Source organism: Streptomyces sp. NBC_00086 (genome assembly GCF_026343255.1).
In the GTDB taxonomy this organism is placed as follows: domain Bacteria; phylum Actinomycetota; class Actinomycetes; order Streptomycetales; family Streptomycetaceae; genus Streptomyces.
On record NZ_JAPELZ010000001.1, the window covers coordinates 4,820,175 to 4,833,150 of the forward strand.

The following is a 12,976-nucleotide window of genomic DNA, read 5'->3' on the forward strand; positions in this document are numbered from 1 at the left end:
TGACGGCTTCGGCCCGGCAGCCGCACGACCGGCAGGCCCGGCGCGCAGTGCGTACCGGGCCTGACCTGGGGGTGTGGAAATGTGGATCCGTGGTCGCTAGCCGCAGCAGCCGCCCTCCGGCTGCAGGGGCTGGATCGGCTCGTACGCGGAGCCGCCGAGCAGCTTGGCCTTCAGGCGGCCGATCGCCGTGGTCGGCTCGTCCTCGGTGGTCGCGCCCAGCGCCTCGCGGCGGGCCTGGCCGAAGGCGGCGTGGAGCTTGGCGACCTCGGGACGCAGAGCCGCGTCGGTGACGAGGATCGCCGAGCGGATCTGGCGGGGCTTGAAGCCGCGCAGCCGCTTGGCCTCATCGGCGCCCGGACCGGCCTCGATGGAGGTGACGCCTTCGGCGTACGCGTCGCGCAGCGGACGGTCCAGGACGATCTCGAAGTAGATGCCGCTGCGCTCGCCGAGCGCCTCGTAGTCGAAGCCGGCCCACTTCACGAACAGGCGCTTGCCCTGGCGGACGGTCACCGAGACGGCGGCGACCTCGTCGTCCTTGTAGGCGAGGTAGGCACGGACGTCGGCCTCGCCCTCGACGAGCGCGCTGAGCAGCGCGCCGATGTGGGCCTCGTCCTCGCCGCCGCCGTACTTCTGCCGGTTCTGGGTGATCAGCTCGGAGATCCGGCCGACCAGCGGGCGCAGCTCCTCGCGGTCCTTGCGCTCGATGCGGGTGCCCGAGTTCGCCGCGCGGTCGCGGTCCTCCTTCACACGGCGCCGCTTGCGGGCCGGGAGGGAGGCGAGGTACGCGTCGTAGCTGTCGTGCTGGAGGTCGAGGAGGTTGTTCTCGCCGTGGAAGGCGATGTCGCCGCCGTACGCCTGGAGGGCGAGCGCGAGGACCTCGCTGTACGGGCTGTCGTGCAGCCAGGGTGCGACGATCGACCGGACGCCCGCCTCGGCCGCGGCCGGGACGATGCGGTCGATCAGGTCCGCGACCAGCAGCGGGTCCTCGACCGAGGCGGAAGCCTCGGAGCGGTAGCCGAGCGGGGAGCCGAGCAGCAGCGCCGGGAAGAAGGCCTCGGTGCCGAGCGCCTCGACGGTGTCGTTGGTCGAGTCGCAGCAGGACGTGGCCGAGCAGCAGGCGACCGCGCCGTTCTTGGGCTGCCAGCCCAGGTAGGTGCGCGGGTCGACGTCCACGATCGGGTCGGCGTCGAAGAGGAAGCCGGGAAGGAAGGCGAGCTCGCCCTCGCCGCGGTCGGCCACGGTGTACCAGGGCTTGGAGCCTTCGAGGCTGGCCTCGGTGGCCTTGAGCCAGTGCGCAAGCACGTACGGCGCGGGGTCGGTGGCTTGCGGAACGCTGCCGCCGAGGGCCGCGACGGCGTCATCGAGGGAGAGGCCGGTGCGTACGTCGGCCGGGTCCTCCTGTTCGGCGGAGCCGCAGCAGGAGACAGGCTCGGGCTTGGCGGGACCGCAGCAGCCGGTGGCCTGGGCGGGCTCCGGCTCGGGGGCCGGGCCGCAGCAGCCGGAGGGCTCCTCGGCCTTCGCGGGTGCGGCTTCCTCGGTCGTGCCGCAGCAGGAGGACTCCTCCTGCTCGGCGGCCTCGGGGGCTTCGGCGGCGGCCTCGGCGGCCTCGGCGGCCTCGGTGACCTCGGTGGTCGAGCAGCAGCCGGTGGCCGGCTCTTCCAGCACCACGAGCACCGGGACCGGCTCCTCAGTGGTGGCGCTGCAGCAAGTGGTGCTCATCTTTCTTCTCCTCGGGTGGGGGCGGCTCTGGGGTGTGGGCCGGGTCAACGGGGGTGCGGTGCGGGGTGCGGGCCGGGGATCAGTCCCAGCCGGCGCCGTTGGTGGAGGGGTTGATGGGAGCGGAGTCCCAGCCGGCGCCGGCCAGCGTCACGGGGGCGGCGTCCCAGCCGGCGCCGTTCGGGGCGGTGTCCCAGCCGGCGCCGGCCAGGGAGCCGAGCGACGAGGAGCTCAGCGCGGAGGCAGAACCAAGTCCGATCACGGACACCAGGACGGCGGCGGCAAGGCTCATCGAGGTACGCGAAACAGACATGGCTATCCCCTTGGAATGACAGTGGCTTTTTGGTGACCGGCGGCCTGCTGGCCGGTTCCGGTGGTCCCCGGGGGCTTGTCGCCCTCCCGGTGTTCATGAGTCTGTCCGAGGTCACCCAGGGTGTGGAAGGGATCACTGCTGGCATGAAGCGCGCCCGGCACCCTCATGCCTCAACACGACCAAGGGCCGGTTGCTTCGCGCGTGGCGCGAAGTCAACCGACCCTTGGCCGGAACGAGTTGGATCAGGCGGAGAGCATCTCCGGGGAGGGGTCCAGCGCCTGGCACAGCACGGTCATGCTGCCCGGCGCGATCCGGTAGTACGTCTGGCGCCCGCGACGCTCCCGCTCCAGGAAGCCGGCTTCGAAGAGCACCTTGAGGTGGTGCGTGACCGTCGGCTGGGTCAGCCCCAGCGGCTCGGTGAGGTCGCAGGTGCACGCCTCGCCGCCCGGCTGGGTGCGGATCAGCCCGAGCAGGCGGAGCCGGGTGGAGTCCGCCACGACCTTCAGTGCGGCCGCGAGGTCATCGGCCGCCTCGGGGGTGAGGGGGCCGGCAAGCACGGGGGAGCAGCAGAGCTCCGAGATGGGCGTAGGCATACCCGATCCAACGACGGTCATCTATGGATTGTTCCCCAAACGCATTGACAGTCATCTATGGATCCGACAGAGTTCAACCCATCGACAGCCGTCTATGAGTTGAGTTGGAGCTTTCCGTGTTCGACACCGTCCTTGACGTCCTGGGCAAGACAGCCCAGGACGTCGGCCACACCCTCGCGGCGAACTGGCCCTTCCTGCTGATCAGCGTGATCGTGGCCTCGGCCATCCCGGTGTACGTCGGCGCGGAGCGGCTCTCCTCCTGGCTGCGGCGCAAGACGCTCTGGGCGGTCATCGGGGCCGTCGTCCTCGCGACGCTCACCCCGTTCTGCTCCTGCGGCACCACGGCGGTCGTCCTGGGCGCCCTCGCCTCCAGTGTTCCGTGGGCCCCGGTCGTCACCTTCATGGTCGCCTCGCCGCTGACCAGCCCGGAGGAGCTCGTCTACTCCATAGGCCTGTTCGGCCCGGACTTCGCCGTGACGTTCTTCGTGGCCGCGATCGTCCTCGGCTTCTTCGCCGGCGCCATCACCTGGCTCATCGAAAAGACCGGCTGGCTCGACGGTCAGGCCCGCCTGACCTCCACCGAGGCCGAGAAGAAGGCCGAAGAGAGCTGCTGCACCAGCGGTGACGCCGAGGACGACATCTCGGGTGGCGGCGTGAGCGCCCCGGCCGGCTCCGGCGGCGGTGGCGGCCTGGCCCGTACGGCCCTGCTGAACCGCCCCATCGCCCCGGCCCCGGCCCCCGCGCCGGTCGAGACCAGCCTGGTCAAGCGCTGGAAGCTCGACGAGTTCGGCAACGAGCTCATGATCACCAGCAAGCGCCTCGCGCTCTACTTCCTGGGCTTCGCGACGCTGGGCTTCCTGATCATCAACTCGATCCCCACCCGCTACCTGACCGAGTACCTCGGCGGCGGCCACTGGTACTCCGTCCCGCTCGCCGCGCTGATCGGCATCCCGGTCTACCTGAACTCCGACGGCTCGCTGCCGCTCATCGCCTCCCTGATGAAGGGCGGCATGGGCCCCGGCCCGGCGATCGCCTTCCTGATGACCGGCGCGGGCACCAGCGTCGGCGCCATCAGCGGCATGCTCCTCATCGCCCGCTGGCGCGTGGTCGCCCTGGTCGTCGGCATCCTCTTCACCGGTGCGTGCGTCCTCGGCTACACCGCCCCGATGTGGCTCTGATCTCCACGGCCCAAACGATCCACCCGGCCTGAGCGCCAACGCAACAGACGGCAACGGCCCGCCCCCTGCTCCGGGGCGGGCCGCAGCCATGTCCGGGGCACCTCCCCGGCCGGCCGGTCAGGCCGGGATGGCGCGGGAGTCCTGCGCGGCCACCGACTTCATTGCGGAGAGCTGCCCTATGAGGGCGTCCAGACGGTCGGAACGCACCTGGTAGTACACCTCGTTCGCCCTCCGCTCGGAGGAGAGCACGCCCGCCTCCCGCAGCTTCTTCAGGTGGTGGCTGACCGTCGGCCCCGAGACGGAGAAGGACGCGGCGATCTCCCCCATGCAGACCTCGCCGGCCGGGCAGCAGGCCACGATGCTGGCGATCCGCAGCCGCACCGGGTCGGCCAGCGCCTTGAACGCGGCTGCCAGGTCCACGGCTTCGGCGGCAGTCATGGGCTCAGGGCAGCAGGATGCGGACATCCCGGCAGGTGCAGGCTCGATCATGCGCCCAATCTGGCCGATGAGAGCTCCCGCGTCCAGATCTGCCCGAGAGGCGGGACGCGACCCTCAAAGCATTGACGAACATCTATGAGTCCTGCCATCCTCAATCCATAGACACTCATCTATGAATCGAGGATGTCATGTCGTCCATTCGCCGCTCCATCCGCAAGTTCCGCCGGGCCCGCAACGACGCCTTCGTCGCCACCGTCAGCTTCTGCGACGGCTGCGCCGAAGTCAGCGACGCCGCACGCCGCTCCGCCGAACTCCGCCGCGCCCAGGACTCCGTGGTCGCCTCCTACGGCGTACGCATCTGAACCCCGACGCACCCGCACCGAACCCCACCCCGAGGAACGCCGTGAGCACTGAAACGTCCACCCCCGAAGCGATCAGCCCCGTCCGCCCGGCCCGACGGGCGGCGCAGGTCCCGCCCTCCGCGACCGCCGCCCTGGACGCCCAGGCGAAGGCGCTGATCGCCCAGGGGGTCGACGTCATCAACCTCACCAGCGGCGAGCCGGCCTTCCCGACCGTGGAGCCCGCGGCCCAGGCCGCCCTCGACGCCATCGCCACAGACTTCACCCGCTACACCCCGGCCGCCGGCATCCCCGAACTCCGCGCGGCCACGGCCGACTTCATCAACCGCCACGGGACGACGTACGAGCCCGGCCAGGTGGTCATCACGGCCGGCGCCAAACAAGCCCTCCACTACGCCTTCACCACCCTCGTCGAACCGGGCGACGAAATCCTCATCCCGGCCCCCTACTGGGTCAGTTACCCCCACCTCGCGGCCCTGGCCGGAGGCACCCTCGTCCCCGTCCGGCCCGCCCCGGGCGCCGGGCTGAAGGTGACTGCGGACCAGCTGCGCGCGGCGGTAACGGACCGCACGAGGGTCCTCCTCCTCAACAACCCCGCCAACCCCTCCGGCGTCGTCTACGACAGGACCGAACTGGCAGCTCTGGTCCAGGTGGCGATCGACCACGACCTGGCGATCATCAGCGACGAGATCTGCGACCACTGGGTCTTCGGCGAGGCCACGCACGTCTCCGTCGCCGCCCTCGGCCCGGAAGCCGCCGCACGCACACTCACCATCGGCGGCGTATCCAAGACCTTCGCCATGACGGGCTGGCGCATCGGCTGGGTCGCGGCCCCCACCCCCGTGGCGGCGGCCATCACGGCGATCCAGAGCCACACGGCCTCGGCCCCGTCCTCGATTTCCCAGAAGGCGGCACTCGGCGCCCTGACGGCAGACCTCACCACCGAGCTGGAGCGCCGGCGCCTCGAACTGGACGACCGCCGCCTGACCACGATCAAGGCCCTGGCGGACACCCCCGGCATCGAGGTCGACGGCACCCCGGAAGGCGCCTTCTTCCTCCTCGCCGACGTCTCCGGCACCTACGGCCGCACCCTGGCGGGCCGCACCATCACCTCGGCGGCGGACTTCGCTGAACTCCTCCTCACGGAGGCCAACGTCGCGGTAGTCCCCGGCGCCGACTTCGTCGCCCCCCACCACGTCCGCATCTCCTACACGGTCCCGCCGGACCGCCTCGCGGAGGCGCTGGTCCGCATCAGGGAGTTCGCCGCGTCATGACGACCGCCCCGACAGGCGCGCGATGGCCCCCGGCGTCCCGTCCGGCGGTCTTGTCCGCGATCTGAGCCACTGACTGTTCGTCACTGTCCGCTGTCTGATAGTTGTTTCAGCGGGTACGGGCACATGCCCGTGGCGGTGTCCTGTGACACCGCGGGGAGGACGCACATGAGCACCACCACTCGGGACGAGATCCTCGCCGGCGAGCAGCGGGCGGTGGACCACGCGTACGACTGCTACGCCACGAAACTCGGCGAGCTGAGCGGGACTTCGGCCGCCACCGCCTCGGCGAGCGGCAAGGACGGGATCGCCAACCGGGCCGAAGCGGATGCGCGGGCGGAGGCCTACGGAGGCCTCGGCGACGAAGCCCTGGTCTTCTCCCGCGTCGACGCGCCGGAGGACCCGGGAGGAGACCCCCGCCCCTGGTACATCGGGCGCCGCGGCGTGCAGGACGCCTCGCTCGAACCGGTGGTCCTGCTGTGGACCAGCCCCCTGGCGAAGAAGTGGATCGAGACCCGGCCCGAGAACCCGGGCGAGGTGGTCCTGCGCCGGCAGCTCCGCTGCGTACAGCGGATCGTCGAGAGCTACTTCGACGAGATCTCCCTCCCGGCGCCCGCCGCCGCGCCCTCGGCCGTACGACCCGGGCCCGCAGACGTACCGCAGCCCCGCCAGGTTCCCGACGACAACACGGCGGAGGAGGCGGAGGGGGCCGCGGACCCGGTCGCCGACCCGGTCGCCGACCCGGAACGTACGACGGCCCCCACCCCCGGCGTCGGCTTACGAGGGCAGCGGCGGAAGGCGCTCCAGGTCCAGGAGGACGACTTCCTGCTGCAGGAGCTCCAGCGCTCGCGCGGCGGTCGGATGCGCGACATCGTCGAGACCATCCGCCGTGACCAGATGGAGCTGGTCACCGGCTCCCCCTCGGACATCCTCGTCGTGCAGGGCGGCCCCGGTACCGGCAAGTCGGCGGTCGGTCTCCACCGGGTGACCTGGCTCGTCAACAACGAGCACTTCAAAGCCCCGGACATTCTCGTCATCGGCCCCCACCAGCGGTTCCTCGACTACGTGGGACAGGTGCTCCCCACCCTCGGCACCCGGGACGTCAACGCCGTCCAGCTGGACCGCCTGTGGGAGGGCGAGATCCTCGGCAGCGACCAGCCGAAAGCGCGTCTCGTGAAGTCCGACGAGCGCATGGCGGCCGTACTGCGGCGCCGCGTCGAGAGCGACTACCGCCCCGAGGCCCTCGACGCCCTCACCGTCGACCCCTCCTTCGAGGGCGACGAGCCCGCGGTCGTCGTCACCGCCGGCAGCATGACCCTTCGCGTGCCGAAGTCCGAGGTCCTCGCCCTCCTCGACCGGGCCCACACCGGCGCCGGACCCTTCCGGGAGCGGCGCGACCGGTTCCGCGGCCTCTTCGTCGACCGACTGCTCCAGGAGCTCGCCGACATCGCGCCGCGCCGCGGGCAGGCCGGCACGATCCGCCGCGACCTGGAACGCAACCGGCGGGTCGAGCGCCTCGTCGAACGCGTCTGGCCGTCCCCCGGATCCCGTGAGGCCTTGCGCAGCCTCTACGACTCGGCCGACCTCCTACGGGACTGCGCGGCAGGCCTCCTCGACGAGGACGAGCAGGCGACCCTGCTGCGGGCCCGTGCCGCCAGCGCCGACGCCGATCCGTGGACGCTCGACGATCACGTCTGCCTCGAAGAGCTCCGCGTGCTGATCAGCGGCGACACCCCACCGCGCTACGGCCACATCGTCGTCGACGAGGCCCAGGACCTCACGCCCATGCAGGCCCGCTCCCTGCGGCGGCGCTGCGCCGCGGGCGGTTCCATGACCGTCCTGGGCGACCTCGCGCAGGCGACGGGCGTCCACATCCCCACGAGCTGGGACGTGCTCGGCGCACTCCTCTCCGACCACGGCGACTGGAGCGTGGCCCAGCTGACCACCAGCTACCGCGTCCCCGCCGAGATCATGGAGTTCGTCGCTCCGCTCGCCCGGACCATCGCTCCGGACCTGCCGTACCCGCAGGCTGTCCGGGAGGCGGGAGGGGACGCCGTACGGACCGTGGCGACCGAGCCGTGGAAGCTGCTCGACGACACCGTCGCGCACGTGGCCCGGCTCCTGGACACCAGTGACGGCAGCACCCCCCGCTCCGTGGCCGTCGTCGTTCCCGACGACTCGGACTGGCTGGACGCCATCAGCCGCCGGATCGCCGAGGACGGCGGCACCGGCGGGCGGCACGGCGAAGCCGTCTCCGTACTGGCCGCGGCACAGGTCAAGGGCATGGAGTACGACCACGTCCTGGTCGTCGAGCCCGCCACGATCGCGGGCCGCGGCCCCGCCGGGCTGCGCCAGTTGTACGTGGCCCTCACCCGCAGCACCCAGAGCCTGACGGTCCTGCACACCGCCCCGCTGCCCGACGTGCTCACCGGCACCGGCGACGCCCGCGCGGCGACGGCGCCCGACGCCGGGCCGCAGGACGGCGGGCCGCAGGACGGCGGGGCCGGCAGGCTTCCCCGGATCGGCACCGATGTCCGGGTCGAGGTCGTGGACCGGGCCCCGGGGGGCCGCTACAAGGTCAAGCCGTTGTCGCCGGTGATCGACCGGCCGCTCGTCCTCACCGTCCGCCACGGATCGGTTCCCCCGTTGCTGGGCGATGAGTTGGACTGCTGGGTGTTCGCCAACGAGACGACCCAGACGGTGCTCACCGCCGACCAGCGCGGCCGGTCACCCCTCTCGGAGCGGACGGCGGGGCGCTACCTCGCGGCACTGGAGGTCCTCGGAGAGCTGACCGAGGGCGAGGGCAAGGGCAAGGGCAAGGGCGACGACGAGCGCGAGGGTGCGGGCGAGGTTGCCGACGCCCGCAGCCGCCTTTCCGAACTCCAGGGCATGGCCAACCGCGTCCTGCGACGCGATCAGGCCGACTGGGTCGACGTGCTGCACCTGCTCGGCGATCCGGACAGAGAGCGGCTCGGAGTGCTTCGCGACCTCGCCGCGATGACCAGCCGTGCGCTCAAGGAGGGCACTTTCGACGCGGGCCGGCTCGCGGAGGGGCTGGTCACTTCAGGCTGGGCAGGGCCCCTCGCCGAAGCCCGGCGAGAGCTCCAGGAGGGCTTCGCCGCGCAGACGGCGCCGAACTCCGACGGCGCGGTCCCCGTAGCCCCGACGCAACCCGATCAGAAGGAAGAAGCGCAGATGACCACCGCGGACACCGCCACCGCACCACCGGCCGCGACCACGAAGGACGGATTCCTCCGAGCGCTGGAAGCGGCCGCCGAGGCAGACCGTACGAGCAAGAAGCACGAGGCGGTCCGCCACGGGCTGAAGGCATCACTGCTCTGGGCGGACCTCCAGCCGACCGACTCCCCGATCGTCGACGTCAGCTGCGTCACCCGGCACGGTCTCTTCCTCTACGAGGCCCTGGGCGCGGGCTGCTCCACCTACGCCGACCTGCGATCGGGCGCGACCCGCCTGCTGGAGATCAACCACACGCTGCCCGCGCCGGCCGATGGTCTCTACCTCGTTCTCTCCGAACCGCCCGCCGAGGACTGGTCCGTGGACACGATTCGTGACGTCTTCCACGTCAATGTCATCTGGCGCAGCCCGGCCGGCTGGGACGGCGAGAACGCGGACGTGGCCGTCGGAGCCTCTGGATGAACATCAGCCGTGCACGTCGTGGAAGGGGTGGAAATGGCTAGGGTGAGGGGCTACTTCGAGTATCCGGACGGAATGACTCCCGGGCAGGCAAAGGACGGTGGCCTCCACCAGAATTTGTACGACAAGGAAAAGCGCCTCTCCGGGCACGCCACATTCATTCCCGACGAAGAGGACGACGAGGACGACGAGGGCGAGTACGACTGGCCCACGGGACCGTCGGCACCCTTCGCCGGTGCGAGCGGGCACGAGGGTGAGTCGGATTCCCGGTCGCGGGAACGCATGGACCCCGAGGAGATGATCGAAGCCCTGGTCACCCTCATCAAATTCGCAGAGTGGACCGCGCCACGCCTCAGGAGGTGGTGGAAGGGCCAGGCCCTCCCGTTCGTGAAGTCGACGCGCGCCAGGTTGGCCCGGACCCGCAAGGACGGCAGCTCGGACGCACCCGAGGAGTCGGCCACCCGGGTCGGATCCGTCCCCTCGGAGTCCGCGCGGGACGCAATGGCCGATCCCGAAGAAGATCGAGTGAGCATGAGCAGCGAAGAGGCGTCGGCGCGCTTTGCCGCGGCTCTGATGGCCAGGCTCTTCAGCGATGAGCAGATGAGGATTCTGCGCAATGCCCGGATCGAGAGCGAGGACGGCTCTCCGGAGGCGAGTGCGGTCGAAGAGCTCGCGACTCGGCGCATCAGGGAGCATGTCAGATTGATGCTCGAAGAGAATCCTTCCCTGCTCACCGGGGAATCCCTGGCCCACATCGGAAAGGTTCTCGAAAGCATTCGAGTCGTCGGCGGAGAGTATTCCCTCGAGAGGTGAACTGCCGTTCCGATCCAAGCCCCTGAGTGCGCCCCCGCCGGGGGAGGTCGCCGGACGGCCGCCGGAGGACCGGCCGAACACCCACCGGCGGAGGGCGGCGGGCGGAGGCGGCGGGCGTGCGGCCGCAGGGCTGCTCCGCTTTTACGCAACTGTGATCGCTCGCATGTCCCGGACTGTCTCTTTTGCCGGAGCGCCGTGGTGATCTAATGATCGCCTTGCCGCCGACGGAGTCCAAAGGCTTTCGGCGGGACCGGAATTGGCAGTTGGCGGGGGACCTCCGGATGAATGACCAGCAGCAGCCGCCGCAGCCCGCGGGGCTCCCGCGCCGGCGCAGGTGGGTCGTCGGGGTGGCGGCCGGGTCCGTGCTGCTCTCCGGTGTCGGGGTGGCGGTCGCGCAGGTGATCAAGTCGCCGGCCCAGGCCGCCGCGGACTCCGCGGCCCCGCCGCCGAGCGTGCTGACGGCCCCCGTGGAGCAACGGGTGCTGGTGGCCTCGGTGGTGGTGCGCGGCACCGTCACCGCGCAGCAGTCCGTGGACGTGACCCCGGTGGGCGCGGCCCCCGGCGCGGCCGGCGCCGTCGTCACGAAGCTGCCGGTCGCCGTGGGGGGCCGGGTCGAGGAGGGCCAGGTGCTGCTGGAGGTCTCCGGGCGCCCGGTCATCGCGCTACGGGGCACCCTCCCGGCGTACCGGGACCTCAAGCCCGGCTCCGAGGGCGGCGACGTCGCCCAGTTGCAGCAGGCGCTCGCCCGGCTGGGCCACGCCACGGGCGCGGACCGCGCCGGGCGCTTCGGGGAGGGCACGAAGGCGGCGCTGTCGGCGCTCTACGCCTCCGCGGGCTACGACCCGCTGCCCGCGCTGCCCGACGGGAACGCCTCGGTGGTCGACGCGCGCAATGCGGTGACCTCGGCGGAGCGTGCCGTGGAGGACGCGCGGGATGCCGCGGACCGGGCCGCGAAGGCCGCCTCCGCTCCGCCCCCGGCTGCACCGCCGGCTCCGTCCGCCTCGCCGTCCGCCCCTGCGGGCGCCCGCGGCACCGATCGGCGCGCGGCCGACGGCAAGGGCTCCGATGTCGCCCCCGACCCCGGTGCCGAGGCCGACGTGAGCGCACTGCGCAAGCAAGTGGCGCGAGCCAAGGAGGACTTGAGCGCCGCACGTGCCCAACTCGTGCAGATCCTGGCGGCGGTCGGCCCGATGGCGCCCGTAGCGGAGGTGGTCTTCCTGTCGAGCTTCCCCGCCCGGGTGGACTCGGTCGCCTCCAAGGTCGGGGCTCAGGTCTCCGGGAAGGTGCTCACCGTGTCGGCCGGCGCCCTCGTGGTCAACGGCTACCTCCAGGAGTACCAGAAGGGTCTGGTGCAGCCGGGGCGGCAGGTGGGGATCGCGTCCGAGGTCACCGGCGTGACCGCGGTGGCCTCGGTGGCCTCGGTCGCCGACACGCTGGGGCAGGAGCAGCCCGCCACCGGCACGGGGCAGCCGTCGGGTCAGCAACCGGCAGGCCCCAAGGGCTACTTGATGGTCGTCCAGCCCAAGGCTCCGCTGGACCCCAGGCTGGCCGGCCAGGACGTGCGCCTGACGATCGAGGCGGCGTCGACGGGCGGCGAGGTCCTGGTGGTTCCGGTCTCGGCGGTCTCGGCCGCCGTGGACGGCAGGACGTACGTGACCGTGCTGGAGGCGGACGGCGTACGCCGCCGGGTGCGGGTGACCACCGGAACGACGGGCGACGGCCACGTCGAGGTCAGGCCCGCCGAGGGCGACCGCCTGGCCGAGGGAGACCGCGCCGTCGTGGGCGTGCGCAGCGGGCCCAACGGCTCGCCGGACGGCGCCCAGGGCGGGCCGGAGAAGGGGAAATGACCTCCTCGCAGCCCGCCGCGCCCGCACCCGCCGCACTCCCCGCCCCCGCCGCCGCCGTAGTGGAGCTCCGGCAGGCCGGTCTGACCTACCCGGGCCCCCCGCCCGTGCAAGCCCTGGCCGCCTGCGACCTCCGCGTGGAACGCGGAGAGTTCCTGACCGTCGTGGGCCCCTCCGGCGCGGGCAAGTCCACGTTCCTCAACATCGTCGGGCTGCTCGACGCCCCCACCACCGGCAGCTACCTGCTGGACGGGGTCGACACCGGCACGCTGCGGGACGCCGACCGTACGGCCCTGCGCGCCCAGCGCATCGGCTTCGTCTTCCAGGCGTTCCACCTGCTCCCGCACCGCACCGCCTGGGAGAACGTCGCCCTGGCCCTCGTCTACCGGGGCACCGGCCGCGCGCAGCGGCGTACCAGGGCCCGGGAAGCCCTCGACCGGGTCGGTCTCGGCCACCGGGCGGACGCCCTGCCGACCACCCTGTCCGGCGGTGAGCGCCAGCGCGTGGCCATTGCCAGGGCCCTGGTGGGGGCCCCTTCGCTGCTGCTGTGCGACGAGCCGACCGGCAACCTCGACACAGCCACGGCCGGTTCGATCCTGGAGCTCGTCGACGAGCTCCACCGGGACGGCATGACGGTGGTGGTCATCACCCACGACCCCGCGGTGGCGGCCCGCGGCGACCGCTCCGTGGCCATCCGCGACGGCGCACTGAGCGAAGTGGTCCGCCCGTGAACCGCCCCGGGTTCCTCCGCCGCGGAAGCCGCCCGGCCCGCCCCGCCCGCCCCGTACCGCGCTCCC

General features: G+C 72.0%; 11 protein-coding genes. 7 read left to right on the top strand and 4 right to left on the bottom strand.

What is annotated here, in order from left to right:
• Positions 1-96: 96 nt before the first annotated feature.
• The 3 genes from OG276_RS21785 to OG276_RS21795 form a co-directional block, all read right to left on the bottom strand.
• Positions 97-1,719, bottom strand: a complete 1,623-nt coding sequence (locus OG276_RS21785) for a GNAT family N-acetyltransferase (protein ID WP_266907914.1) — start codon at positions 1,717-1,719, stop codon at positions 97-99.
• A 79-nt stretch (positions 1,720-1,798) separates the two neighbouring features.
• Positions 1,799-2,029 (bottom strand): hypothetical protein, encoded by a 231-nt coding sequence (locus OG276_RS21790; RefSeq protein WP_266907915.1) that lies wholly within the window; start codon positions 2,027-2,029, stop codon positions 1,799-1,801.
• Positions 2,030-2,271: 242 nt separating this feature from the next.
• A complete protein-coding gene (locus tag OG276_RS21795) occupies positions 2,272-2,622 on the bottom strand; it encodes a helix-turn-helix transcriptional regulator (protein WP_266907916.1) in 351 nt (116 codons plus the stop codon).
• Positions 2,623-2,738: 116 nt separating this feature from the next.
• Here OG276_RS21795 and OG276_RS21800 point away from each other — a divergent pair, with 116 nt between their 5' ends.
• Positions 2,739-3,800: a permease gene (locus OG276_RS21800; protein ID WP_266907917.1), complete on the top strand. Its 1,062-nt coding sequence runs from the start codon at positions 2,739-2,741 to the stop codon at positions 3,798-3,800.
• A gap of 117 nt (positions 3,801-3,917) precedes the next feature.
• On the opposite strand, the gene OG276_RS21805 is transcribed toward OG276_RS21800, so the two are convergent.
• Entirely contained in the window at positions 3,918-4,238 is a 321-nt protein-coding gene (locus OG276_RS21805) for a helix-turn-helix transcriptional regulator (RefSeq protein ID WP_266907918.1), read from the bottom strand.
• Between the two features lie 188 nt (positions 4,239-4,426).
• Here OG276_RS21805 and OG276_RS21810 point away from each other — a divergent pair, with 188 nt between their 5' ends.
• The 6 genes from OG276_RS21810 (at position 4,427) to OG276_RS21835 (ending at position 12,910) form a co-directional block, all read left to right on the top strand.
• Positions 4,427-4,600, top strand: a complete 174-nt coding sequence (locus tag OG276_RS21810) for a hypothetical protein (RefSeq protein WP_266907919.1) — start codon at positions 4,427-4,429, stop codon at positions 4,598-4,600.
• 41 nt (positions 4,601-4,641) lie between these two features.
• Positions 4,642-5,871 carry a pyridoxal phosphate-dependent aminotransferase gene (locus OG276_RS21815; RefSeq protein WP_266907920.1) on the top strand — a complete coding sequence of 410 codons (1,230 nt, stop codon included), beginning with the start codon at positions 4,642-4,644 and terminating at the stop codon, positions 5,869-5,871.
• 165 nt (positions 5,872-6,036) lie between these two features.
• Positions 6,037-9,525: an AAA family ATPase gene (locus OG276_RS21820; RefSeq protein WP_266907921.1), complete on the top strand. Its 3,489-nt coding sequence runs from the start codon at positions 6,037-6,039 to the stop codon at positions 9,523-9,525.
• Positions 9,526-9,534: 9 nt separating this feature from the next.
• On the top strand, positions 9,535-10,335 hold the full coding sequence (locus tag OG276_RS21825) for a hypothetical protein (RefSeq protein WP_266907922.1): 801 nt from the start codon (positions 9,535-9,537) through the stop codon (positions 10,333-10,335).
• A 281-nt stretch (positions 10,336-10,616) separates the two neighbouring features.
• A complete protein-coding gene (locus OG276_RS21830; protein ID WP_266907923.1) occupies positions 10,617-12,182 on the top strand; it encodes a hypothetical protein in 1,566 nt (521 codons plus the stop codon).
• The gene (locus tag OG276_RS21835) at positions 12,179-12,910 is read left to right on the top strand and encodes an ABC transporter ATP-binding protein (protein WP_266907924.1); all 732 of its coding nucleotides are present in this window, start codon (positions 12,179-12,181) and stop codon (positions 12,908-12,910) included. The genes OG276_RS21830 and OG276_RS21835 overlap by 4 nt, the downstream gene beginning before the upstream one ends.
• The last annotated feature ends 66 nt before the right edge of the window (positions 12,911-12,976 follow it).